The organism is Neptuniibacter sp. QD37_11 (genome assembly GCF_047778105.1).
Classification (GTDB): Bacteria; Pseudomonadota; Gammaproteobacteria; order Pseudomonadales; family Balneatricaceae; genus Neptuniibacter.
Genome location: NZ_CP180552.1, coordinates 655,388 through 680,604, shown reverse-complemented (window position 1 = coordinate 680,604; position 25,217 = coordinate 655,388). Strand labels below are relative to the sequence as shown.

Annotated in this window: 27 protein-coding genes; 13 read left to right on the top strand and 14 right to left on the bottom strand. The window is 45.1% G+C overall.

Annotation, left to right across the window (positions count from 1 at the left end; all coding sequences use genetic code 11):
- Positions 1-67: 67 nt before the first annotated feature.
- The 8 genes from ACMXYT_RS02935 to rpe form a co-directional block, all read right to left on the bottom strand.
- Complete coding sequence (locus ACMXYT_RS02935; protein ID WP_415900143.1) at positions 68-1,705, bottom strand: cache domain-containing protein; 1,638 nt, start codon at positions 1,703-1,705, stop codon at positions 68-70.
- Positions 1,706-1,925: 220 nt separating this feature from the next.
- Positions 1,926-2,333 carry an OsmC family protein gene (locus ACMXYT_RS02930; RefSeq protein WP_415884634.1) on the bottom strand — a complete coding sequence of 136 codons (408 nt, stop codon included), beginning with the start codon at positions 2,331-2,333 and terminating at the stop codon, positions 1,926-1,928.
- An 18-nt stretch (positions 2,334-2,351) separates the two neighbouring features.
- On the bottom strand, positions 2,352-3,161 hold the full coding sequence (trpC, locus tag ACMXYT_RS02925; protein WP_415900142.1) for an indole-3-glycerol phosphate synthase TrpC: 810 nt from the start codon (positions 3,159-3,161) through the stop codon (positions 2,352-2,354).
- Between the two features lie 3 nt (positions 3,162-3,164).
- Positions 3,165-4,187: an anthranilate phosphoribosyltransferase gene (gene trpD / locus ACMXYT_RS02920; RefSeq protein WP_415900141.1), complete on the bottom strand. Its 1,023-nt coding sequence runs from the start codon at positions 4,185-4,187 to the stop codon at positions 3,165-3,167.
- 18 nt (positions 4,188-4,205) lie between these two features.
- Complete coding sequence (locus ACMXYT_RS02915) at positions 4,206-4,799, bottom strand: aminodeoxychorismate/anthranilate synthase component II (protein ID WP_415900140.1); 594 nt, start codon at positions 4,797-4,799, stop codon at positions 4,206-4,208.
- 46 nt (positions 4,800-4,845) lie between these two features.
- On the bottom strand, positions 4,846-6,330 hold the full coding sequence (gene trpE, locus ACMXYT_RS02910; protein WP_415900139.1) for an anthranilate synthase component I: 1,485 nt from the start codon (positions 6,328-6,330) through the stop codon (positions 4,846-4,848).
- A gap of 649 nt (positions 6,331-6,979) precedes the next feature.
- A complete protein-coding gene (locus ACMXYT_RS02905) occupies positions 6,980-7,654 on the bottom strand; it encodes a phosphoglycolate phosphatase (protein ID WP_415911840.1) in 675 nt (224 codons plus the stop codon).
- Entirely contained in the window at positions 7,654-8,331 is a 678-nt protein-coding gene (gene rpe / locus ACMXYT_RS02900; protein WP_415911839.1) for a ribulose-phosphate 3-epimerase, read from the bottom strand. The genes ACMXYT_RS02905 and rpe overlap by 1 nt, the downstream gene beginning before the upstream one ends.
- 88 nt (positions 8,332-8,419) lie before the next feature.
- Here rpe and ACMXYT_RS02895 point away from each other — a divergent pair, with 88 nt between their 5' ends.
- The gene (locus ACMXYT_RS02895; RefSeq protein WP_415911838.1) at positions 8,420-9,556 is read left to right on the top strand and encodes a DUF3530 family protein; all 1,137 of its coding nucleotides are present in this window, start codon (positions 8,420-8,422) and stop codon (positions 9,554-9,556) included.
- Between the two features lie 9 nt (positions 9,557-9,565).
- Here the strand turns inward: ACMXYT_RS02895 and djlA are convergent, their stop codons facing one another.
- The 3 genes from djlA to ACMXYT_RS02880 are packed head-to-tail and all read right to left on the bottom strand — an operon-like array spanning position 9,566 to position 12,112.
- Positions 9,566-10,387 carry a co-chaperone DjlA gene (gene djlA / locus ACMXYT_RS02890; RefSeq protein ID WP_415905171.1) on the bottom strand — a complete coding sequence of 274 codons (822 nt, stop codon included), beginning with the start codon at positions 10,385-10,387 and terminating at the stop codon, positions 9,566-9,568.
- Positions 10,377-11,063, bottom strand: coding sequence for an N-acetylmuramate alpha-1-phosphate uridylyltransferase MurU (murU, locus tag ACMXYT_RS02885; RefSeq protein WP_415911837.1), 687 nt, complete (start codon positions 11,061-11,063; stop codon positions 10,377-10,379). The genes djlA and murU overlap by 11 nt, the downstream gene beginning before the upstream one ends.
- The gene (locus ACMXYT_RS02880; protein ID WP_415911836.1) at positions 11,060-12,112 is read right to left on the bottom strand and encodes an aminoglycoside phosphotransferase family protein; all 1,053 of its coding nucleotides are present in this window, start codon (positions 12,110-12,112) and stop codon (positions 11,060-11,062) included. Before ACMXYT_RS02880 ends, murU begins: the two co-directional genes overlap by 4 nt.
- 245 nt (positions 12,113-12,357) lie before the next feature.
- Here ACMXYT_RS02880 and ACMXYT_RS02875 point away from each other — a divergent pair, with 245 nt between their 5' ends.
- From ACMXYT_RS02875 to ACMXYT_RS02835, 9 genes are read left to right on the top strand one after another with little or no spacing between them, the layout of a single operon-like run.
- Positions 12,358-15,216: an LPS-assembly protein LptD gene (locus ACMXYT_RS02875; RefSeq protein WP_415911835.1), complete on the top strand. Its 2,859-nt coding sequence runs from the start codon at positions 12,358-12,360 to the stop codon at positions 15,214-15,216.
- Positions 15,206-16,504, top strand: a complete 1,299-nt coding sequence (locus ACMXYT_RS02870; protein ID WP_415900131.1) for a peptidylprolyl isomerase — start codon at positions 15,206-15,208, stop codon at positions 16,502-16,504. Before ACMXYT_RS02875 ends, ACMXYT_RS02870 begins: the two co-directional genes overlap by 11 nt.
- Before the next feature lie 4 nt (positions 16,505-16,508).
- Positions 16,509-17,507: a 4-hydroxythreonine-4-phosphate dehydrogenase PdxA gene (gene pdxA / locus ACMXYT_RS02865; protein WP_415900129.1), complete on the top strand. Its 999-nt coding sequence runs from the start codon at positions 16,509-16,511 to the stop codon at positions 17,505-17,507.
- Positions 17,508-17,510: 3 nt separating this feature from the next.
- Positions 17,511-18,317, top strand: a complete 807-nt coding sequence (rsmA, locus tag ACMXYT_RS02860) for a 16S rRNA (adenine(1518)-N(6)/adenine(1519)-N(6))-dimethyltransferase RsmA (RefSeq protein WP_415900128.1) — start codon at positions 17,511-17,513, stop codon at positions 18,315-18,317.
- Positions 18,318-18,328: 11 nt separating this feature from the next.
- Complete coding sequence (gene apaG / locus ACMXYT_RS02855) at positions 18,329-18,715, top strand: Co2+/Mg2+ efflux protein ApaG (protein WP_415900127.1); 387 nt, start codon at positions 18,329-18,331, stop codon at positions 18,713-18,715.
- A gap of 15 nt (positions 18,716-18,730) precedes the next feature.
- Complete coding sequence (locus ACMXYT_RS02850; RefSeq protein ID WP_415900126.1) at positions 18,731-19,591, top strand: symmetrical bis(5'-nucleosyl)-tetraphosphatase; 861 nt, start codon at positions 18,731-18,733, stop codon at positions 19,589-19,591.
- Between the two features lie 5 nt (positions 19,592-19,596).
- Positions 19,597-19,917, top strand: a complete 321-nt coding sequence (gene glpE / locus ACMXYT_RS02845) for a thiosulfate sulfurtransferase GlpE (RefSeq protein WP_415900125.1) — start codon at positions 19,597-19,599, stop codon at positions 19,915-19,917.
- A complete protein-coding gene (locus ACMXYT_RS02840; protein WP_415911834.1) occupies positions 19,878-21,008 on the top strand; it encodes a hypothetical protein in 1,131 nt (376 codons plus the stop codon). Before glpE ends, ACMXYT_RS02840 begins: the two co-directional genes overlap by 40 nt.
- Before the next feature lie 10 nt (positions 21,009-21,018).
- Positions 21,019-21,768, top strand: a complete 750-nt coding sequence (locus tag ACMXYT_RS02835; protein WP_415900123.1) for a pteridine reductase — start codon at positions 21,019-21,021, stop codon at positions 21,766-21,768.
- A 12-nt stretch (positions 21,769-21,780) separates the two neighbouring features.
- Here the strand turns inward: ACMXYT_RS02835 and folK are convergent, their stop codons facing one another.
- On the bottom strand, positions 21,781-22,296 hold the full coding sequence (folK, locus tag ACMXYT_RS02830) for a 2-amino-4-hydroxy-6-hydroxymethyldihydropteridine diphosphokinase (RefSeq protein WP_415900122.1): 516 nt from the start codon (positions 22,294-22,296) through the stop codon (positions 21,781-21,783).
- A gap of 1 nt (position 22,297) precedes the next feature.
- Positions 22,298-22,654 (bottom strand): dihydroneopterin aldolase, encoded by a 357-nt coding sequence (gene folB / locus ACMXYT_RS02825; protein WP_415900121.1) that lies wholly within the window; start codon positions 22,652-22,654, stop codon positions 22,298-22,300.
- Between the two features lie 20 nt (positions 22,655-22,674).
- Between folB and plsY the strand changes: the two genes are divergently transcribed.
- The gene (plsY, locus tag ACMXYT_RS02820; RefSeq protein ID WP_415900120.1) at positions 22,675-23,262 is read left to right on the top strand and encodes a glycerol-3-phosphate 1-O-acyltransferase PlsY; all 588 of its coding nucleotides are present in this window, start codon (positions 22,675-22,677) and stop codon (positions 23,260-23,262) included.
- On the opposite strand, the gene tsaD is transcribed toward plsY, so the two are convergent.
- A complete protein-coding gene (gene tsaD, locus ACMXYT_RS02815; protein ID WP_415900119.1) occupies positions 23,259-24,287 on the bottom strand; it encodes a tRNA (adenosine(37)-N6)-threonylcarbamoyltransferase complex transferase subunit TsaD in 1,029 nt (342 codons plus the stop codon). The two genes, plsY and tsaD, sit on opposite strands and share 4 nt — an antisense overlap.
- 200 nt (positions 24,288-24,487) lie before the next feature.
- On the opposite strand from tsaD, the gene rpsU reads away from it, so the two are divergent.
- On the top strand, positions 24,488-24,703 hold the full coding sequence (gene rpsU, locus ACMXYT_RS02810; protein WP_275814767.1) for a 30S ribosomal protein S21: 216 nt from the start codon (positions 24,488-24,490) through the stop codon (positions 24,701-24,703).
- Between the two features lie 38 nt (positions 24,704-24,741).
- Positions 24,742-25,191 carry a GatB/YqeY domain-containing protein gene (locus ACMXYT_RS02805; protein ID WP_415893415.1) on the top strand — a complete coding sequence of 150 codons (450 nt, stop codon included), beginning with the start codon at positions 24,742-24,744 and terminating at the stop codon, positions 25,189-25,191.
- Positions 25,192-25,217 lie beyond the last annotated feature (26 nt).

Genomic DNA, 25,217 nt, shown 5'->3' with positions numbered 1-25,217 from the left:
GCGTAATTCTACGCGCCTAACAAGAGCTATGCAAGGAAAAGACTAGCAAGAGAGGCATTTAGAAACATCAACTCACTTGATGCATCGACACATAAGCACCCAGCTTCTCACCGGAGGTATCAAATAGCGGCTGACCACTAACATAAACACGTTTAGGCTCGCTCGTATTTGAAACAATAACGATCTCTAGATTTGAGATATGCTCACCATTCAACGCCCTAAATATTGGCCATTGCGATTTATCCAGCTGAGTTACACCATCCGCCGCAAACAGCTTAAAGGGAGCATCTTCAAAGCGCTCAAGATGAGCACCTTCAGCCAAGCCCCTGAGCTGATTTACCACACGGTTTGAATAAACAAAACGCCCCTCAACATCACAAACCACAACACCGCTATCAATGTTGGCCAATACCGCTTCCATAAAGTGTGCCTGCTGAGTCAGACGTTTTCTCAAAGCTTCACTTTTTTGCTGATTGTCTTTTAGGAAACTAACCAAACCCTTAAATGCATGAGTCGTATCAGAGATATCATGAAATATACTGGCGCCAGCATCGATATTAACCTCCAGCTGCCCCTTTTTAACCGACTCAACACTCTGCTGTAATCTAACAATCGGACGCGACAATGAACGTGCAAACCAGATACCCACAATCAAACTGAGTAGAGTTATCCCTCCAGCGACAATAAAGTTAAATTTCTGATTTGCTTTAATTTCTGTAAGGAAGTCATCTTCAGGTACATATAGGCCTAATAGCCAAGGCCAGTTATCTGAAAACGGCGTAAATACCGCGTGGTATTTTTTCCCTTCGTGCGTATAGCTAGTATTCAACGACGTGTTCAAAACATACCAACCCGGAGCACGTTCGAGCGAATCAACCGCTGCGCGAGTTGCTTTATTACTCAGCTCACCAACCTTCAACAGACGTTTAACCTCTTCATTCTGAGCATAAGTACCCTGAAGGTTACGGTGCGCTATCACATCGCCGTTATTATTCATAATCAACGCAGAAGCATGCTCACTTAATTCGAGGTAACCCAAAAAATCTGATAGAGCTGATAGGTCGATATCTACTCCGACAACGCCGATGAGCTCGCTATCCTTAGTAAATACTGGACTGGCTACGGTAATTCCCGGTGTTTGAGAGGTAAAAAACAGATAGGGGTCCGTCCAAGTTTGCTGCCTTTCACCTAAAGCTTTCGTAAACCACGGCCGCGTTCTTGGATCATAAGAATCAAATGGATCTTCAGCTGTTTTCACCAGCTCTTGATCTTGACCAAACCAACGATTAACGACAGTTCTTTCCCCAGCCTCTTCATTGATACGCTTAATTTGGTATGGACTTATTTCGGAGCTTCTACGTACAAAATAGAAATCCCCATCAAGGTTACCGTAATAGATACCTGCAATATGAGGGAACAACATAAGCTGTTCGAAGAAATACTGCTCCATCTCATCGGGGCTCTCTTCGCTTACAACCTCGTTCCGAGCCAAGCTCTGGGTCAGACTTACAGCAGAACGCGCTGGAGAAAGGAATTCTTCAGAATGCTGGATAACTTCGCGCGATAGATTACGCATTAATTTTTGGGCATGGCCTATTAGGACCTGCTCAGTGGTGATATAGGACGAGGCCAGAATCACACAGACCGTTACGATCTGCAGCGTCACTATACCTATAGCCAGCGTTTTAGATATCGATAAGCGCATCGCCCCACCAAATCCCCTAGATCTTACCTATACAAGCCCTTTTAGGAGATAAAAATCAAACCCTACATCCATCGAAAAGGGGCACAATAACCTTAAAAAACAAGCAACTAACTAAATAACATTGCAACTAATATAGCGGATAAATAGTGAGACTCCAGTAAAAAATAAAAAAGGCCACTAAAAAGCAGCCCTTTATCAGGAAAATCACTCAAAAATGAGATTATTCTACTTCAACAATCTCAAAGCTGTGGGTGATTTCAACACCGCCTCGCTCAAGCATCAAGGATGCAGAGCAATATTGTTCAGCCGACAACTTTACAGCACGCTCCACTTTCTTCTCGCTCAAGCCCCGACCACTAACTACAAATTTTATGTGGATTTTAGTAAAAACTGCTGGTACTTCGTCAGCGCGCTCAGACTCAATTTCTGCAACACAATCAACTACATCTTGACGCGTTTTTTTCAAAATACCCACAACATCGTAGCTAGTACAGCCACCCAAGCCTAGAAGCATAAGCTCCATAGGGCGAGGCCCCTGCTTCAGCTCGCCATCGATCATTAGATCAAAGCCAGAACCGGTTGTGCCTTGAAAACGCACATCACCATCCCATTTAACCTTGGCACTCATACTCATAAAGCTACAACCTTACTCAAACAATTCTTTTAATTTTTGGCCTGGATTTTCAGCACGCATAAACGCTTCACCTACCAAGAAGCTATGAACATTATGTTCGCGCATTGCCTGCACATCTTCGCGACTATGGATACCACTTTCAGTAACGACAATTCGATCTTCTGAAATAGAGCTCAGCAAATCATAGGTATTATTTAACGTCACCTCAAAGGTATGTAGATTTCGGTTATTAATACCAACCAACTTATTATTTAGCGGAAGAGAACGCTCTAATTCATCAGCACCATGAACTTCAATTAAGACGTCCATTCCCAACTCAAGCGCCAAACCATTCAAATCAGCCATTTGCTGATCTTCTAAGGCAGAGACGATCAATAAGATGCAGTCAGCACCAATAGCACGCGCCTCATATACCTGGTATGGATCAACAATAAAGTCTTTACGGATAATCGGTAAACAACAGGCTGCACGTGCCTGCATCAGATACTCTTCGCTACCGTGGAAATAATCTTTATCCGTCAAAACCGACAAACAACTTGCACCACCCAACTCATAAGATTTAGCAATATCAGCTGGCACAAACGGATCTCTCAACAATCCTTTAGACGGACTATGCTTCTTTGCTTCAGCAATAACCGCAGAACGCCCTTCAGCAATCGCTTTTTCCATATTTGCAACAAAACCACGAGGATCGAAATCACTCCCCTTTTGATCTGCAATACGCGCTTTAAGATCAGCAATAGAAACTTTTGGCTGTCGCTCTGCAACTTCTTGCGCTTTACGGGCAAGAATTTTCTTTAAAATCGTTGGTGTATCTGACATCTTTTAACCCTTAAACGCCTGACTAAAGTCAGCCAATTCTTTAACTTTAGATGCAGCCGCACCACTCAAAATCGTCTCTTTAGCCAACGCCACGCCCTCTTTAAGGCTAACGGCCTGATCCGAAACATAGAGAGCCGCACCAGCATTGATAGCAATCATATCAACTGCTTTAGCATGCTCACCGGCAAAAGCTGCTTGAATCATTTCCAAACTTTCAGCAGAGCTGTTTACCTGCAACCCTTCTAGCGTTTGCTTGCTAAGCCCAGCATCCTCAGCGGTCAAAGTATACTCTCTCACTTCACCGTCTTTCAGTTCAGCCACATAAGTATCACCAGCCAAACTAATTTCATCCAAACCTTCTGCCGCGTGTACAACCATCGCATGAACTGCACCTAATGCCTGCAAAGCCTCAGCTAGAGGGCGGCAAAGTGTTTTATCAAATACACCCAACAAGTAATGCTTAACACCTGCAGGGTTAGTCAAAGGTCCCAAGATATTAAATAAGGTTCTTAGAGACATCTCTTTACGAGGACCAATCGCATACTTCATTGCACTGTGATGCTGAGGAGCAAACATAAAGCCCAAACCGATCTTCTCAATACATTGTGCGATCTCTTCAGGCTTAAGCTCTAAATTAATGCCCGCAGTTTCTAACAAGTCAGCAGAACCGGAGCTAGAAGAGACAGAGCGATTACCGTGTTTAGCAACATGACCACCAGCCGCAGCGACAACAAAAGAACAAGCACTAGAAACGTTAAACAGATTCGCGCCATCACCACCGGTGCCAACGATATCAACGGCGTTAGGCACATTAATATCCACTGGCGTTGCTAGCGATCGCATTGCATCAGCTGCACCAGTTATTTCATTGACGGTTTCGCCTTTCATACGCAAAGCGATCAATAAACCACCGATCTGTGCATCAGTCGCCTGTCCTGTCATGATCTGATTCATCACAGCACGCATATCTTCTTGGCAAAGGTCTTGACGATCCACAACCAAAGCTAATGCTTGTTTAATATCCATTGATTATCCTTAGTAATTTCAAGCTGCAGGCTTAGTGCGTTTCAAGAAGTTAGCCAATAAATCATGGCCTTGCTCCGTCAAAATAGATTCAGGGTGAAACTGAACTCCCTCAATATCTAGAGTCTTATGTCTAACACCCATAATCTCATCGAGATTACCCAGTTCATCTTGAGTCCAAGAGGTCACTTCCAAGCAATCCGGAAGCGTATTTTGATCAATTACAAGCGAATGGTAGCGAGTCACTTCTACAGGTTGTGCTAGCCCTTCAAATACACCGGCGTCTATATGATGAACAGGAGAAGTTTTACCGTGCATCACCTGCTTAGCTCGCACTATATCGCCACCAAAAGCCTGACCAATACTCTGATGACCTAAACAGATCCCAAGAATTGGCAACTTACCTGCAAAGTGTTCAATTGCGGCTACAGAGACACCCGCTTCATTTGGGGTGCATGGGCCTGGAGAGATGACAAGATGATCCGGATTCAGCGCTTCGATCTCTTCAATCGTAATTTCATCATTACGATAAACACGCACATCAGCGCCAAGCTCACCCAGATACTGAACTACGTTGTATGTAAACGAATCGTAGTTATCGATCATTAATAACATTATTCAGCCCCTAATAAGATGAAATTAGCTGATTGATTTTGCAATATCATAGATTATCCAAGCCTCGCTCAACCATAGCAACCGCACTGAAGACTGCACGGCCCTTATTCATGGTTTCTTTCCACTCCAAACGCGGCACAGAATCAGCTACAACACCTGCACCTGCTTGAATATGCAGCACTTCATCTTTGATAACAGCTGTGCGAATTGCGATCGCTGTGTCCATATTACCATTCCAAGAAAGATAACCTACCGCGCCACCATAAACGCCGCGCTTCACAGGCTCCATTTCATCGATAATTTCCATCGCACGTACTTTAGGAGCACCACTTAAGGTACCTGCTGGTAAAGTTGCACGCAGCACATCCATCGCAGAAACATCCGGCTTCAGCTTGCCGTTTACATTCGAAACAATGTGCATAACATGGGAATAGCGCTCAATAACCATCTTATCAGTTAACTCAACCCCACCAATTTCAGCCACACGGCCAACATCGTTACGGCCCAGATCAATCAGCATCAAGTGCTCTGCGATCTCTTTCGGATCTGCCAGCAATTCTTTCTCCATCGCTAGATCTTCTTCTGGCGTCAAACCACGCTTACGTGTGCCGGCTATTGGACGAACACTCACCTGATTATCTTCCACACGTGCCAATATTTCAGGAGAGGAACCAACCACATGAAAATCATCAAGATTGAGAACATACATGTAAGGGGAAGGGTTAAGACAGCGTAGCGCTCGGTATAGATCTAACGGCTTGCTTTTAAAAGGAATCGACATGCGCTGAGAAATAACGCATTGCATGATATCGCCATCAAGAACGTACTCCTTGATTTTATCCACAGAATCTTTAAAAGCCTGCTCTCCATAGCTCGACTTAAATTCTGTTTCCGATACTTCGCGTTGTTGTTCTGCCGGTGTTGCTTCGTAAGGCGTAGCTGCATGAAGCTTCTCTACCAACTGATCAAGACGCGCCTGCGCTTTCTCATAAGCTTGATCTTCAGCTGGATCAGCATGTGAGATCAAGATCAACTTGCCTGCAAGGTTATCAAACACAACAACCTCATCAGACACCATCAACAAAATATCAGGTGTACCCAACAGGTCTTCAGGGCAGCTATCTTTTAAGCGTTTTTCAACATAACGTACGCAATCATAACCAAAGTACCCGACCAGACCGCCATTAAAACGCGGCATCCCCTCTAACTGCGGTACGCGGTAGCGTGCTTGAAATGTCTCTACAAAATCCAAAGGATCAGACATCTCCAGCTCTTCTATAACCTTACCGTCTTCTGTAATTGAGATTTTTTCGCCATGTACTTTCAAAATCGTCCGACAAGGCAAACCGATAATGGAGTAACGCCCCCATTTCTCACCACCTTCAACAGATTCTAAAAGGTAGCTATACGCCGTATTAGCCAGTTTTTTGTAGGTAGATAAGGGCGTATCCAGATCGGCTAAAACTTCACGTGTAACGGGAATGCGGTTGTAATTCTGCGCGGCTAGTTCCGCAAATAATTCAGGAGTCATGTCTCTATCTCATAATGCCAAAAACGATAATAAGGGCGATCTGAGCAGACACTAAATAAAAGAAGGGACCAACTTTATGAACTAACGCATTAGAAGGAAAAGCAGCGAGATCTATCTATGCGCCAAAAACCAACCCTAACAGTGCCTGCTGATTAAAAAATCAGGCACGCCATCGCCATCGTTCACCCACGTACGGGAGACGATCTTTTTCAGCATTATTTTTCACGGTCGCTGTAGCAAATAGCATCACGGCAGGTTTAATTAAATTTATGAATAGCCAAAAGATATAGCAGCACCCTATTTGAATCAACTACCACCGCCTAGTATTCATACATTAATTGAGGACTTTTGCTGTTTTTAATCCCAAAGAACAACGCGAAATACACTCAAACCCAGAAACCGCAAAAGACAAAAACCTTAGCTACCAAAAAAGACAGACCAAAAAAAACCCCGACAAGCGGGGTATACAAGTGCTGTGATAAGAATCAGCCAAGTCAGAAAAGCGACTTGGCGGTACAAGCCATTGATAAATGGGGAATGACCTGTGAGCTTCTACAAGAGTAAATTCAGCCCTGAAATATAAAAAATCGATTTTATTTAAATAAAAGATCGCTTTTTACGAAGATTGAATTTCGCAAGCTCAAGATTCTTAGAATAAATGATCTAAACGCCCGACAATTTTATCGGGATTTGATAGCGCAATATCTTCACCATGATTGTATCCATATGGCACACACACCACTGGGCAACCCGCTGCTCGCGCCGCAGCCACATCATTCACAGAATCCCCTACCATTAAGGTATTTTTAGGTTCGGCACTGCAACGCTGCATTGCTTCTTGTAAAGGCATTGGGTGAGGCTTTCGTTCAGATAGACTATCTCCACCCAAAACCACCTCAAAGAAATCACTAATTCCAAAGCCTTCCAACATACTATGAGTAAACGAGAGCGGCTTGTTTGTGACTACTCCGAGCTTAACTCCGCGGTCACGCATCTGCTTTAGGCATCCAAGCACACCCGGGTATAATTCACTTAGATCAGAAGTAGATTCAGCATAAAACGCAAGAAAAAGCTCATAAGCCTTATCAAATAGGGATTCGTCTACGCCTTCGCCCGCCATGTCGCCAGCCAAGGAACGGCGCACCAAAACTGCAGCACCATTGCCTACCCACTGCCCAACCTTTTCGATACCTGCAGGCACTCTCTCTATGGCGACAAGCATTCGATCAATTGCCCGAGCCAGATCAGGCACGCTATGAACCAGCGTACCATCTAGATCAAACAGAACGAGTTTCGGGTTTTGCCCCTCAAACAACTCTTGCATTAAGCAATCTTCGCTTGAGCCAATTCCGCTCTCATCTGAGCGATAGTCGCAGCATAGTCATCTGTATTAAAAATGGCAGAACCAGCCACAAACGTATCAGCACCCGCTTCTGCAATTTCACGGATATTACCAATGCCTACACCGCCATCGATCTCCAAGCGGATATCACGCCCGCTTTGAATGATCATCTCGCGAGCCTGACGTAGTTTATCCAACGTACCTGGAATGAATTTCTGACCACCAAAACCTGGATTCACAGACATCAATAGCACCATATCCACTTTATCCATTACATATTCCAAGTGGCTTAATGGCGTTGCAGGATTGAAAACCAAACCGGATTTACAACCGCCGTCTTTAATCATCTGCAAAGAACGATCGATATGCTCAGAACCTTCTGGATGGAAAGTGATGTAGCTGGCACCCGCTTCAATAAAGTCGCCGATAATACGATCAACAGGCTTAACCATCAGGTGCACATCAATTGGCGCCTCAATGCCATGTTTTCTCAGTGCACTGCACACCATTGGGCCAATCGTTAAATTTGGCACATAGTGATTATCCATCACATCAAAGTGCACATAATCTGCGCCCGCCGCCAAAACATTTTCAACTTCTTCGCCTAAACGCGCAAAGTCGGCAGATAGAATCGATGGTGCAATTTTGAAATCAGACATGGAGATTTTCCAGTTACAAATAATTTACGCATATTTTAGCGGAGCAGACATCTTGCTGTCAGCCTGCTTCTTACTCATAATCGTTCAAATGAAATTATATTCTCTTCTCCTTAGTCTTAGTTTGATTTCCTCTACCGCCTTTTCCGCAGAGGAGGAAGCTAACGCAGGTACTGACAAAACAGCCAGCGCTGCGCAACCCTCAGCACCGACTGTCGAAAGAACTGAACCCAGTAGAGAAAAGAATCTTCGCCAAGCACTCTCATCACACCCTGACCCCAGCACCCAGGTACTGCAGCTCGATACGGGAAAAGATGGGGAACAATTACTTGGTTACTATTTAACTGAAGGCAGCGGAATACCACAGGGTGGCGTCATCATCTTCCCTGATGAACTCACCCATATGGACTGGCCAGAAAATCTAAACCAAATCCGCACAGGCCTAGCTAATCATGGCTGGTATACATTAGCGGTATTTTTACCCCAACCAGCTCAAACCCCTCTGCCAAAACGTACACTACCGGTTTTGTCGGCTATAAAACCAACTCAGAGTTCAGACAACTCCCAAGACAGCTCAACAGAGCCTGCAGAAGCCCAAGAAGAAACCATAACAGAAAACACCGAAACACCTCCTGACACGGCAACAAACCAACAGGAAAATGCCGCTAACGCGCCTGCAGCGGCAGAGCAAGAACAGGAAGAAAAGAAAGAGCATTACCAAGAGATCGTAACCCGTCTTGGCAACACTGCATTTGAACACCTCAAAAAAGAGAAAGGCGTCGATAGAGTCCTTGTTTTAGGAGCCGGCACAGGTGCCACATGGGCAGCACAATACGTTCAAAAGCACCAAGAACAGCAAAACCTTCGTTTAGTTCTCTTAGACGCACGAGACTCTAAAACAGAGAACGCTCCGCGACTGCTAGAAATCTTACCCGAGATAAAAACCACCATAATCGACCTGCACCATTCTGCGCGTAGATCGACAAATACAAATTACAGTGAAAACACGCCAGAACGAAGATTGCGATTAGCGCGACATAACCGCATGAACAATTTCCACCAAAGCCGCCTACCGCAGGCTAATGACAATTGGAAAAAAGACAACTCCTGGCTGTTCAAACATGTTCGCGGCATGGTCAACACCTACATTATAAAAGCAGAACAACAAAGCCGAAGTATAGATATTCCTTCCGAAGAGCAAAGCAACAAAGAAAAAGCCCCGGGCTAAAAAACGCGCTTATTTTCGTGCTGCCTTTATTCGCTCATAGGCAGCCTGAATTTCTTGGGATTTCTCTTTGGCCAATTCGATCATCTCTTCTGGCAAACCTTTAGAAACCAACTTATCCGGGTGATGTTGACTCATCTGCCGGCGATAAGCTTTTTTCACTTCAGCATCAGATGCGCTTTCATCCACACCTAAAACCGCATAAGCATCTTTCAACAGCACTGCAGCATCAACACCAGCCTGACCATGTCGATAAAAATCTCGCTGCGCTTTGACGCGAGCGATCACCTCTTCAACACTATCCGCACCAAATTCCAGTAGATGACAGAGCTCTTCGATAATTTTTAGTTCTGGCGCGCTTACTTCCCCATCTGCCATCGCGGCCTGCAATTGAATTTCAATAAACATCAATTTGACCGTAGGTCGGTGACGCAAAAGGATCGCAAGCGGCTTTACTGTTTTACTAAATTCAAAGTCTTCACTTTTCCCCTGAGTAAAAAGATCAATCGCCTCGCGCTTACGCTCATCGGTTAAGCGCATTTGGGTCATTACATTTCGCGCAAATTGAATCTCATCTTCTGTGACACGCCCATCTGCTTTCGCAATACGCCCCATAACGGAAAACGTTGCTTTAAAGAAAGCCTCTTGAGGATTAACTGCAGCAACCGCTTTGGTAAGCGCTCTACTTATCAAGTAACCGACAAACCCACCAAATATCAGTCCCCAGAAGCCACCGGAGAACAAACCTACCGCTGCACCCAGTAATATAGAAGTAGAATACCGCTTAACGCCTGATCCTAATTGCGCGCCCGCCTCTTGTGCATCAAAGGCCATTAATTTGATTCCCCAAAACTAATCTATTTATCTCATCTAATCTTTCAGGTGTACCGATATCTGCCCAAAAACCCTCGAACAACTCACCTGAAACCTTCCCTTCGGCCATTTGCTCTCTGAGTAACGGTGCCAATGGGGCTTTCTCATCTAACGCGATACCTTCAAACATCTCAATAGATAAGCGACTAATTCCACTGAAGGTATAACCTATTTCATCATCAATATTCACATATCCCTGCTGCAACCCAAAATCACCATTAGGGTTATGCTCTGGATTCGGCACCAATACTAGATGAGACTCATCAGAATCAGTCAACAACGCCTCAAATGGGTAGTTTGTAAAGACATCACCATTAACCAGCAAGAACTGTTTTTCGCCACCAGCCGCCAACAATGACAATGCCTTACGAATACCGCCCGCCGTTTCCAGAGGCTCAGTTTCAGCAGAGTAATATATTGAAACACCGTATTTAGAGCCATCCCCTAAATACTCCTCTATTTGAACACCAAGCCAAGCATGATTAATCACTATTTCTTTAATGCCAGCGCGCACCAAACGCTCAATGTGATATTCAATCAAAGCTCGGTCGGCGACTTTTAAGAGCGGCTTAGGCGTTTTCAGCGTTAAAGGACGCATTCTGGTGCCTAAGCCGGCGGCTAAGATCATCGCCTTCATGACACAATCCAATTATCCAAAACCGTGTCAGAAAAATGTTCACTGTTACGCATCGCTGGCAGCAATTCCGATACCATCCATCCCGCAACCGGCTTTAACTCCTCAACTTTAGCGGCCACAGCAATAAGATAATTCAAGGTTCTAGGTATATCAGCTAAATAACCAGACTTGCCATCACGTATGTGTAAACGCGCAAAAATCCCTATAGCTTTAAGGTGACGCTGAGCACCCATCAGATCAAACCAACGCTTAAAATAAACACTATCAGGCATATTTTGACCGTTAGCGATCAAATCCTGCCTGTATCCCTCGACCCAGCCATAGACCTTTTCATCCGGCCAATCGATATAGCAGTCTCGTAACAAAGACACTAAATCGTATGTAACAGGCCCCTCAACTGCATCCTGAAAATCGATAATCCCTGGTGCCAAATCCTTGCGATACATAATATTTCGCGAATGATAATCTCGATGAACGAAAACTTTCGGCTGTTCTAAGGCGGAATCGATCAGATAGTCAAATAGAAAAGAGACTAAGCGCTGCGCCTCATCATTCAACTTTACGCCCAGTAATTTTTCCACAAACCATTCTCGAAACAACTCAACTTCTCGACGAAGTAGCGCTTCATCATACAAAGGTAACTCTTTACCCCGAGCAGGCTGGCAGCCCTGCATCAACAACAAGGTCTTTAAAGCTTCGTCATACAAACCATCAACACTTTCATCTGAAAGCTGATCTAGATAAAGATCATCACCAAAATCACCAAGAAGCATAAAACCTTTAGACAGATCATGATTGTGAATATGCGGCACAGGAACACCCGTTCGTTCCAATGCAGTCGCCACCTCTATAAATGGACGACTGTCTTCTTTTTCTGGCGGGGCATCCACAGCTATCCAAGTATTTTTACCAGATATTGCACGAAAATAACGTCGAAAGCTGGCATCACCTGATACTGTTTCGAGCTGCCAATTTTGACTATCAAACCCCGAAAATCCCGGCAAAATCTCCAACAACCACTCTTTTAAATCTGTATACCGCACATCCATCTAAATACGCCCCACAACCCAACAACATGCTTTAACGAGCTATTATGACACTCCGACAACCCAAAAAGGTAGAAGTGATCGGTAATTCATTCGTTAATCATTAATCCCTAACTCTCAACAAAAACCCTGCAGAACTCTACACTCACTGCCTAGAATGATTTATCATTCTGCCCCTTATGCTTAATTTCACTGAGGTTCGGCCACAACCGAATTCTTCGGAACCGCTGAAACGGATTTAGTATTTGATGCCCTTCGCCAAACGATCGACATATTCACTAACGTTAGCCATTAGTGCTGCATTAGTATCTAGCTATGCGACTGCAGAAAACAAACCATCTGAACAAGAGATGGCTTGGAGTTGCAGCATGACCAAAGATGGCGAATGGGATTGCTCTGTAAATGAAGAGCTGATCAATCAAACCGAAGCGGCCAAACAAACGCCTCAGGAATCAGTTGTTCAACAACCTGCTTCATCAACGCCTGGTTCTCAAGTTGCGCCTATTGAAATTAAAACAGCAACTCCTGCTCAAGCAGCACCGATCCCTCGGGTTAGACAAGAAAATGTTGTTTCGGCACCTGTTACAAATCAAATCCGTCCAAGCGTAAAAGCGAAAGCTACAAATAACGGTGTTTGGGACTGTATTGCAGGGGCAAACGGGGAATGGCTCTGTAACGATGAGATCGAACAAGCACAGCAGCCTCAGTTAGCCTCTGAAACACCTACACCACAGAACATCCAAACAACAGCTCCAGTTGCCGTTACTCACCAACCTGTTCAAACAGCAGAAGTAATTGGAAGCGAATGGCAGTGTGGCACGAGCCCAAGTGGTGATTGGGATTGCCACAAGGTAAACATACACGCAATCAGCCTGCCTCAATCACAAAGAGGTAGCGGTTCGTCGGAACCATTTTATAACACGGAAAACCCATACTCTCACTTGGATTGGGCATATTACAGAAACCCGCAGGGCCAACAATGTGCTGGGCGTTATATAGAACCTAGTTACCCAATTGCAGGTGACGAACACTTAGAAAACCCGCCGCTATACCTCGAGGCCGACCAGTCATCTACAATCATCGGTGGACTAAGCCGTTTACAGGGTGGCGTGACTATGCGTCAAGGCGGTCGCCGACTCAGCGCTAGCTCAGCAGAATTAGACCAAGTCACAAACAAAGCCCGTCTAGAAGGTAACGTTCAGTTCCGAGAAACTGGGCTATTAATGTTGAGCGATAGCGCTCAGATTGACACGAGCAATTCTCAAGCGATTTTCAATAATGCTCAATATGTAATCCATGAGGACGGCTTCAGAGGGTCAGCTGATCGTATAATACGTTTAGAGGATGAACGCCTACGCATTGAAAACGGTGATTACACATACTGCCCTCCTTTCAGTGATGCCTGGAAGCTAGAAGCCGACAGTATCGTTCTGAATAAAAACAAAGGCATCGGTGAAGCTGAAGACACTGTAATCAGAGTAGGTGGAGTGCCTATATTCTATGCTCCTTACTTTACATTCCCGATAGATGATCGTCGCAAATCAGGTTTCCTTTACCCAAGTATTGGATACAGCACTGATGGTGGCTTAGATCTTGCGGTGCCATACTACTTCAATATCGCACCGAATATGGACGACACACTGACTGCTCGCTATATGGCAGATAGAGGCCTGTTACTAGAAAACGAATTCCGCCATATGAACAAGTGGTCTAGTAACACATTAAATACCGCTTACCTATCTAGCGACAAATCATTTAACGATAACAGATGGTTACTTGGTATAAATCACAAAGGCAACCCTGCAGAAAGGTGGCGCACAAACATTGATTTCAGTGCAGTAAGTGACGATGATTATTTCGAAGATTTGGATACTAACCTAGAAGTAAGTCGTCAAGATCACTTAGATCAACGTGCAGACATCACTTACCGTCATAACAACTGGAGTTTTAGAGCACGCGTTCACGACTATCAAACCATCGATAACGATAGCAAATCGCCTTACAAACGCCTGCCGCAACTGACCCTAAAAGGCGAGAATGCGTTCGGAGACGCCGGCGAATTTAAATACATTGCCGAATATACTCAATTCGATAGAGACTTATCAGGCTTAACCGGTCGTGATCGAATTATAGGCGACCGTCGCTTCATCATGCCGACCGTCAGTTATCTGTGGCAAGCTCCTTGGGGTTACATCAAACCGGAACTATCACTATGGAGCAGCAGTTACAGTTTAGATAATCAGCTATCAAGCCTAGGCGAGAGCCCAAGCGCCTACGTACCCATCCTCAGCCTAGATAGCACTGTAATTTTCGAAAGAGCACTCAGTAGCGGTGGCACACAAACATTAGAACCACGAATTTACGGTTTATACGTGCCAGAAGAAGATCAGGATGAAATCCCTGACTTCGATACATCCGAACCAGATTTTAGCTACAACTCCCTATTCCGCCACAACCGCTTTAGTGGCAAGGACAGAATAGGAGATGCCAAACAGATCTCACTTGGACTCGCAAGCCGCTTTTATGGAAAAGATGGCAACGAGAAAGGCAGCCTGAGCATTGGTCAAGCCTACTATTTTGCCGACCGAAAAGTACAACTAGATCCTGCATCACCAGATTCAACTGAAGGTCAGAGCGATATTGCGACTGAAGCAGTTTGGTATCTAAACCAAAACTTCCGCGCTAGCTTCGATGCGATCTTAGATAACAACGATTTCAGCAATACTGAATCAAACCTGCGCTTACGTTATAACAGCGACCTAGATCATCGGTTTGACTTCAGTTACCGTTATGAAGAAGACACTCGTAAGCAGACAGACTTATCATTCATTTGGCCTCTAAGTGGCAGCTGGACTGCAATGGGTCGCTGGTTACATGATATTGAAGAAAACGATAACCTAGAATCAGCACTAGGCCTCGAATACGAAAGCTGCTGCTGGAAAGTCAGCTTTGCCGGTCGCCGCTGGCTAGACGATAAAGACAATTACGATACAGGCATGTTCCTGAATTTCACCCTAAAAGGGCTTGGATCATTTGGTAGCGGCAGCAATGGCTTCCTAAATGACATTATTGGTTATGAAGAGCGTGAAGAGCACAATGACAAATAAGCTTCGCAAGATACTATTTTCTGCAGCTGTTTTCGGACTACTGATTCCAACATCGCAAGCAACACTGGCTGCGGAAATACCACTGGATCGAGTTGCTGCCGTTGTCAATGACGGCATAATTATGCAAAGTGAATTGGCACAGCGCACCGCTATAGTCAAAGAGCAACTTACCGCCCGGAATACCAAACTACCACCGGAGCACATTTTACATAAACAGGTTTTAAACCGCCTGATTATCGACAGCATCCAAAAGCAATTGGCTGCTAGACAAGGCATTCGAGTAACAGAAGGGCAGCTTGATGCAGCCATTGCACGGATCGCTGCTCAGAACAGCCTTACTTTAGATCAATTCCGCGATGCTCTAATTGCCGAAGGTCGAGATTATAATCAAGCTCGAGAGCAGATCCGCAACGAGATGCTGATCTCCAATGTACAGCAAAGTCTTGTTAACCGAAGAATCCGCGTATCCGAGCAGGAACTAGAAAATTTCCTAAACTCAGCTAGCGGTCAGGAACAGACTTCAGCAGAGTATCTCCTCGGACACATTCTTCTTGCTACGCCATCCCAAGCATCCCCTGAGGCGATTCAGAAAGCGGAGCGCGAAGCCAATGAAGTCTTCAAAAAGCTAAATTCCGGCGCCGATTTTGCTGAGATGGCCGTAGAGTTTTCCGATGCCCCTAATGCTCTTAAAGGCGGTGATTTGGGCTGGAGGAAGGTAAACGAACTACCAGAGGTACTAGGTAATGCGATTCGTAAACTATCTCCTGGCGAATTCAGCAAACCAGTACGATCCCCAAGTGGCTTCCATATTCTTTTAGCGAAGGACAAGCGCGGCGGTGCCGTACAACTAGTGCCTCAGCGCTTAGTAAGTCACATTTTGCTTAAGCCAAGTGAGATTCGCACATCTGAGCAGGCCAAACGCCAAATAACCCAGTTGTACCAACGCATACAATCTGGCGAAGAGTTTGCCACATTAGCCAAAGAGTATAGTGACGACCCAGCAAGTGGCTCTGAAGGCGGCTCTTTAGGCTGGACGCAGGACGGCCAAATGGTGCCAGAATTCGAACAAGTGATGAACAATACTGGTATTGGGCAAGTATCAGTTCCTTTTGAATCACGCTTTGGCTGGCATATTTTGACGGTCCTAGATACGCGCACAGAAGATCTCGGCGCTCAGATGCAAGAGAATCAGGCTCGCGCAGCTATCCGCAAGCGCAAGTACAACGAAGAATTAACTAACTGGTTACGCGAGATCCGCTCTCAGGCCTACGTCGACATTAAGGAGTGATTGCTTGGGTATCAATAGATTAGCAATCACCCCTGGTGAACCCTCTGGCATTGGCCCCGACCTGTGCATTCAAATTGCGCAACAGGGCCATAACCATGAACTGATTGCATTTGCAGATCCTGAACTACTGCGTAAACGCGCAGAACAACTGCAACTGCCGATATCGATTGAACAGTTCGACCCAGAGCTTCCACCGTCGCCTACGCCCGCAAGAACTCTAAAGGTAGTTCCGATTTCACTAAAAGCTGAAGCAATTCCTAGTGAGCTTAATAGTGATAACGCACCTTATGTTCTGGAAACCCTAGCACTAGCCACACAAGCCTGCCTCAATGGAACTTGCGACGCTTTGATCACGGCTCCTGTGCATAAAGGCATTATTAATGATGCTGGCATTCCTTTTAGCGGCCACACCGAATTTCTTGAAGCACTAACAGAAACCAATAAAGTCGTCATGATGCTAGCAACCGAAGGCTTAAAAGTTGCATTAGCAACAACCCACCTTCCCCTTCGAGACATTGCCGACGCGATTACACCCAAATTACTCACTGAAGTAATTGAGGTATTACATCACGATCTAGTAAACAGCTTTGGCATCAAAGAGCCTAACATCCTAGTCACCGGCCTTAACCCTCACGCTGGCGAAGGTGGCCACTTAGGTCGTGAAGAGGTTGAAGTCATAGAACCTACGCTAGATAAACTCAGAGCAAAAGGCATAACTCTCAGTGGCCCTTGGCCAGCAGATACACTATTCACAGACAAGTACCTTGCTAAAGCAGATGCCGTGCTAGCCATGTACCACGACCAAGGCCTTCCAGTGCTAAAATACAAAGGCTTTGGCAAAGCTGTGAATATTACGCTTGGCATGCCTATTATTCGCACCTCGGTAGATCATGGTACTGCATTGGATCTTGCCGGAACTGGAACTGCCGACTCAGGCAGCCTAATGACCGCGATTGAATACGCAGGCATCATGGCTACCCACCGCAATCAAACTACGAACTAATTCATGACTAAAAAACCAGTAGCACACAAAGCCCGCAAGCGTTTCGGGCAAAACTTTTTGCACGATCACGGCGTGATTCGTCGCATTATTCGATCTATTGCACCTCATGAATCAGATCAACTAGTAGAGATTGGCCCAGGCTTAGGCGCACTGACAGAAGAGCTGCTGAGCGAAGCAGGTGCACTTGATGCGATTGAGCTAGATAGAGATCTTCCCCCAATCTTACGCACCAAGTTCTTTAACTACGGTGATAAATTCCGCATTCATGAAGCGGACGCGATGAAGTTTGATTTCTCTCAGCTGCAAAAAGGAGAAAAGAGGCTGCGTATTGTGGGCAACCTTCCATACAACATCTCTACTCAGCTAATTTTCCATCTACTGAGTCATGCTGAGCAAGTAGAAGATATGCACTTCATGTTGCAAAAAGAGGTAGTTGATCGCATGGCTGCTGGACCAGGCGAAAACAATTACGGTCGATTAGGCATCATGGCGCAGTACTACTGTAAAGTTGAGTCACTGTTTGTCGTACCTCCTGGCGCATTTAACCCCGCTCCTAAAGTAGACTCAGCGATCATTAGGCTTACGCCTTACCGTGAGTTACCTCACGTAGCCAAAGATGTTTCACAATTTGAAACCGTTGTACGCACGGCATTCAATATGCGCCGTAAAACGCTACGTAATAATTTAAAACCTTTACTATCTGCAGATGCGCTAGAAGAGATCGGCATCGATCCAGGCTTACGACCTGAAAAGCTTCCTATCTCAGACTTTGTTCGCATTAGTAACTACCTTACAGATCAGAAAGGTTAAATAAGGCATTTATGGAAACTATAGACCTAGGTAACAACGTCAATATCGACGTAGAAACCAACTATCTGGCCCAACAATCTGATCCAGACAGCAAACGCTTTGTTTTTTCTTACAAAATTACGATCACCAATCATAATGATATGCCGGTCCAGCTTCTTAACCGCCATTGGCTAATTACCGATGGTAACCAGCACATCCAAGAAGTTCAGGGCGAAGGCGTTGTGGGCGAACAACCTGTGATTGATCCAGAATCGAGTTACTCCTATACAAGCGGTGCAGTATTAGCCACCAGCGTCGGCAGCATGCAAGGCCACTATGAAATGAGCACCGATGAAGGCACTCAATTTAAAGCACCTATTGCAGCATTCACTCTAGCAAGACCTAACGCATTGCACTAAACACAGGCAACCAGTATGGCGACCTATGCGATTGGCGACATCCAAGGGTGCTACGACGAATTACAAGCCCTACTTAAAATTATTAACTTTACTAACAGCGACCATTTATGGATCGCTGGAGACCTCGTTAATCGCGGCCCGAAGTCACTAGAAACCTTAAGGTTTCTTCGCGATTTAGGTGACCGAGCAACCTGCGTTCTGGGAAATCATGATTTACACCTTCTCGCCGTCCACTATGGAGCAACAACCTGCAAACGCAGCGATACTCTGGATGAAATATTAGAAGCACCAGACCGTATTGAGCTAATGCATTGGCTAAGTAAGCAAAAGCTAATCGCGCATGACAAATCACTTAACGTGGTAATGGTTCACGCAGGTATTCCGCCTTGCTGGACTATTCGTAAAGCCCGCAAACGCGCAAAAGAAGTAGAAAAAGTTCTGCAAAGCGACCAAGCCAAAACTTTTTTCAACCACATGTATGGCAACAAACCCGATCTATGGAGTTCTGACTTAAGTGGTTGGGAACGCTTACGCCTTATTACGAACTATCTAACACGCATGCGCTTTTGTAGCACTGAAGGGCAATTAGATTTCTCAGCCAAAGGCTCACTCGCATCACAACCCGAAGGCTACCAGCCTTGGTTTAAAGCTCCACGAAAAGACCCGGGAGAAATCGAAATTCGTATTCTATTTGGCCACTGGGCTGCATTGGAGGGGAATGCCGATGCTGAGCATGTCTTTGCGCTTGATACAGGCTGTGTTTGGGGCAACAGATTAACCGCCCTTCGCATAGAAGACCATCAACTTTTTAGTGTTCCCGCACAAGGCAAAAAAACAAAGCCATCTCCGACATCCACTTATTTAAGCAACAGGTAACTTTTATGAGTCATTTTGAGTGTATCGATTCTCCAAAAGCAGCAGCGTTGATCAAAGACGGTGCCCAGGTTGCCGACATTCGAGATCCCAACAGTTTTGCGCAAGGCCACATTAGTGGGTCTTACAATCTTAGTAATGAAAATCTACATGATTATATAGCTGCAGCCGACATGGATAAGCCTCTACTCGTATGCTGTTATCACGGCATAAGCAGTCAACAAGCTGCTCAATTCTTAGTTGAACAAGGCTTTGATGAAGTCTATAGCATCAATGGTGGTTTTGAGGCATGGCGCGTAGAACAACCAGACCTGTGCGAAATAGCTTAATGAAGATCTATTTAGTGGGCGGCGCAGTTAGAGACAAGCTATTAGATTTCCCTGTTTACGATAAAGACTGGGTAGTTGTAGGCTCCAGCCCTCAAGAGATGATCGAACAAGGCTTTCAACCTGTAGGTCAAGATTTCCCCGTGTTTATTCACCCCCAATCGGGTGAAGAATATGCACTAGCGCGAACAGAAAGAAAATCAGGCAAAGGCTATACCGGCTTTGAATATAACGCCGATAAAGCAATCTCTTTGGAAGAAGACCTTCTACGCCGAGATCTAACCATTAATGCCATGGCAATGGACGATCAAGGCACAATCCATGACCCCTACAAGGGCCAGGAAGATTTAAAGCAAAAAATCTTACGTCATGTATCCCCGGCATTTTCAGAGGACCCTCTGCGTGTTTTGCGTGTGGCACGTTTTGCCGCGCGCTACCATCATCTAGGGTTTAGCGTAGCTGATGAAACCTTAGCATTAATGAGGGAGTTAGCTAAAGGCGATGAGTTAGAACACCTGACCCCTGAAAGGGTATGGAAAGAGTTCGAACGCGCATTAACCGAACCTTCTCCATGGGTATTTTTAGAACTACTCCAAAAAACAGAAGCGATACAAAAAGTTCTTCCTGAGCTAAAAAATACAATATCGAAACCAGACTGGGCTACAAACTTTATTCGCTCAACACAAACAGCTAAGGATGCTGATTGCCGGTTTGCCTGCTTGACCGCTCTGGATAATGAGATAGTGCTGACCGCTTTTTGCGATCGATTAAGAACGCAAAAATCGGTAAAAGAGCTGGCTTCACAGTGTCAACAACAGCACCAGAACCTTAGTCAATTCGATAAGTTATCCGCAGAAGACAGACTGCAGACTATCCAAGCCCTTGACCTGATTCGCCGACCACAGCGCTTAGAAAAACTATTGATTTGTGTAGATGCTCTGCACTCAAAACCTGACTATAAATCACTAGCTGGAATATTAGATTCTATAAACCAAATTCAGCCTGCCAACCTAATCAAGCAAGGCTTTAAAGGGCCTGAATTGGGCAAAGAGATACAGCGTCTACGCCTTGATATATGCAACCAAAATCACTGAAGGGCATCAAATGAACACCAACACTACTGCAATAAAAGTGGCACTAATAACTGGCGGTGCACGTAGAGTTGGTGCAACAACAGCCTCAACACTTCATGCAGCAGGATATACGGTAGCCATTCACTACCGAGACTCAACTAAAGCAGCTAAAGCGTTACAAGAAAAGCTAAACCAATTACGCCCGAACAGTGCTTTTATCTTTTCTGCAGACCTGAACAGCATGCAACAAGTTGAACAATTAGCTGAATATTTAAAGGCTAAGTTCGGCAAACTCGATTTACTGGTTAATAATGCCTCATCCTTCTACCCAACGCCGATCGAGCAAAGCACTCAGAAGCAATGGGACGACTTAATAAATTCCAATCTTCGTGCCCCCTACTTCCTAACAGCCTCACTAAGCAAATTGCTTCGTCAAAACCATGGCTGCATTATCAATATGATCGATATTCACTCACAACGTGGGCTACCCGGCTATCCAATTTATTCAATTGCAAAAGCGGGTTTAGAGATGATGACTAAGTCTCTGGCTAAAGAATTAGCACCCGAGGTAAGAGTTAACGGCGTTTCACCCGGCGCAATTTTATGGCCAGAACAAGAACTAGAAGAAGATCAGAAGCAAAGTATTTTGGATAAGACGCTACTGAATCGTATAGGCTCACCGGAAGATATAGCACAAGCAATAGTATTTCTTGCTTCTGCAGAATATATTACCGGCCAAGTGCTCGCGGTAGATGGCGGAAAATCCTTATTCAGCCACTAACTTTTTTAAAGCTTAAAACACACAAGGTAATGACCGGCCTTGCCATAGAAAGTCGATCGGCCACAACTTCTGCCGATCCTTATCATAATCAGACCACATTTCTAAATATGTCACACCCATCTCAGGGTGAGGCACCTCTGCTGCTATCTCAGCCAAGGGCCACAAGACAAAAGCATTCTTAGTAATTTCATCTCGAGGTAATTGCACCCCATAATGTATACCGACTAAATCATCATAAGTAAGAATATCGATATCGAGGGTACGACCGCTAAATTTCGGCCCCTTGCGGCAACGACCATTATCATCTTCTATCTTTTTCAGTAACGGAGATAGTTTAGCTAATGGCAAATCAGTAACGAAACCGGCAACTAGGTTATAGAAGTTATCCCCAACAAACCCTACCGCTTCACTCTCATACACACTAGATATACTCAGCTCGCCAAAATGCTTATACAAGGCATCCAGCGCCTGCGAGATATAATGCTCTCTATCGATATTACTACCAATACTGACATAGACTTGAGCCATCTTAACTACGAACTCCGCGCTCGATGATAACACCAACATCTTTTGCCTGCGGCACAGCTCCTGGCTTACCTAAACGTAAGCGCAGCCATTTCACACCGAATTCAGTCATCACGATCTCAGCAATCTGCTCAGCCATGGTTTCGACCAACTGAAATTCACTCTGCTCTATAAATTCAATCAATCGATCTGACACCGTTTTATAGTTAAGCGTATTATCAACATCTTCAGTATTTGCTGCCTGACGGATATCAGTACCCATATCCAAATCAAGATTTATTCGTTGACGAATCTCTCTTTCCCAATCATAGATACCTATAATCGTTTCAACTTCTAACTCTCGAATGTAAACTAAATCCATACTCAACCTTTGGATATCGAATGACCGAATCGGCAACAATGGCCTTCGGGCTAATTTTTCTAGCTTACCTGCTGGGTTCTATACCCACAGCAGTGCTAGTTTGTCGTGCACTCAACCTTCCAGACCCTCGCCAACGAGGCTCTGGTAATCCCGGGGCAACCAATGTGCTCAGAATTGGTTCTAGAAAAGCGGCCTTTTTTACACTACTAGGGGATATCAGCAAAGGCTTAGCTGCATTATGCCTTGGGCTACTTTTGCAGATTTCGCAAACAGAACTATCATTCTGTTTACTTGCCGCTGTAGCCGGACATATTTTTCCTATTTTTTCGCCATTGAAAGGCGGTAAAGGCGTTGCAACAGCATTTGGTGCTTGTATCGCTCTTTATTGGCCCATCGCAATTATACAGTTAACCATCTGGGTGATTACGGTATCGCTTAGCAAGATCTCCTCACTAGCCTCAATTGCCGCGGCACTAATAACTCCTGTTTTCACATGGATAATCGCTCCAAGCTACTCGCTTCCTCTCACCATCCTTTGCCTATTACTCCTTTATAGCCACCGCAAAAATATTAAAAAGTTACTAAACGGTGAAGAACCTAGACTTTAAATAGAATCGAGTGTGTCTAAAGGCCAACGAGGCTTAGTAGTAATAACCAGATCACTTTGCTGTCCAGCCAGCAAACGCTGACAACCAGCAAACGCAATCATCGCGCCATTATCTGTACAAAACTCAGGACGGGCATAAAACAACTCCGACCTTTCTTTCTCAACCATGACTTCTAAGCGCTCGCGCAAACGCTGGTTAGCACTTACACCGCCCGCAATCACCAGCTGCTTAAACCCGGTAGCCTGCAAAGCACGGCGACACTTAATTGCCAAAGTATCAACAACCGCTTCTTCAAATGCAGCAGCGATATCACATACTGTTTGAGAATCAATATTGCCGTCAGCGTCTCGATGATCGTTAGCTGTATTTAATGTAAAGGTCTTTAAACCAGAGAAACTAAAATCCATGCCCGGCCTGTCTGTCATTGGACGTGGAAAACGAAAACGTTGACGATCACCCTGCTGTGCGTGCTTAGCAATTAGCGGCCCACCCGGGTAATCCAAACCGAGCATTTTTGCTGCTTTATCAAAAGCCTCACCCGCGGCATCATCTAAAGACTCCCCTAATAACTCGTATTGACCAATACCATCAACACGAACGAGTTGGGTATGCCCACCGGAAACCAGCAACGCTACAAACGGAAACTCGGGTGGATTCTCTTCCAGCATTGGCGCGAGTAAATGACCTTCCATATGATGCACACCAATTGCCGGCTTACCCCATGCCAATGCAATAGCTCGGCCTGTTGAAGCGCCAACCATTAACGCTCCGATAAGACCTGGTCCGGATGTATAAGCAACAGCATCTACATCCCCTTTTTGAAGGCCTGCTTTGGCAAAAGTCTCGTCCAATAAAGGCAGCAACTTACGTACATGGTCACGAGAAGCCAATTCAGGTACCACACCACCGTACTCAGCGTGCATTTTCACCTGACTATATAAAGCATCACCAAGCAGACCCTTTTCACTGTCATAAATTGCTACTCCTGTCTCATCACAAGAGGTTTCAATCCCCAGTACGCGCATCGTTTACTCACTTCACTAACATGATGACGGCTATTATACCTGCCCCCCTTAAAACCTGCACCGAAAATACCCAACAAACCGATTATCTGCTTTACTTCACTATGTGAAACGAATAGAATTTTGCGCCTTGCCATAAAACCGTCTGTTTTTTGGCGAGATAATTTTGTGGATTAACTAAACAATTTAAGGTTTGTTCAAACATGCCAGCTGTAAAAGTTAAAGAAAACGAGCCATTTGATGTAGCTCTGCGTCGTTTCAAACGTTCTTGCGAAAAAGCAGGTATTCTAGCTGAAGTTCGTCGTCGCGAATTTTACGAGAAGCCAACATCTGTTCGTAAGCGTAAAGCAGCAGCAGCTGTAAAACGTCACGCTAAAAAAGTATCTCGCGAAAACGCTCGTCGCGTTCGCCTATACTAATCCACGCGATTTAGATCCCATCCAGAGGAAGGTTAGTCATGTCAGAGTTGAAGCAGCAAATCACTAATGAGATGAAAGCTGCAATGCGCGCTAAAGAAAAAGAGCGCCTAAAAACTATTCGCATGATGCTAGCCGAACTAAAGCGCATCGAAGTAGATGAACGCATTGAACTGGATGACACTAGAGTACTGGCGGTGCTAGACAAAATGTCTAAGCAGCGCCGTGACTCGATTTCGCAATTTGAAGAAGCGGCACGCATGGATCTTGCAGATGCTGAGCGACAGGAGCTGGAGGTGATTAAAACTTTCCTGCCGCAACCGCTAACTGATGAGGAAATTGCAGACCTCGTTAAACAAGCTGCAGAGCAATCCGGCGCACAATCCATGCAAGACATGGGCAAGGTTATGGGAATCCTTAAACCTCAAATTCAAGGTCGCGCCGACATGGGAACAGTATCCAAACTCGTCAAGTCTCAATTATCCAGTTAAACTGCCGCTGAGACCCTTTCAGCTGC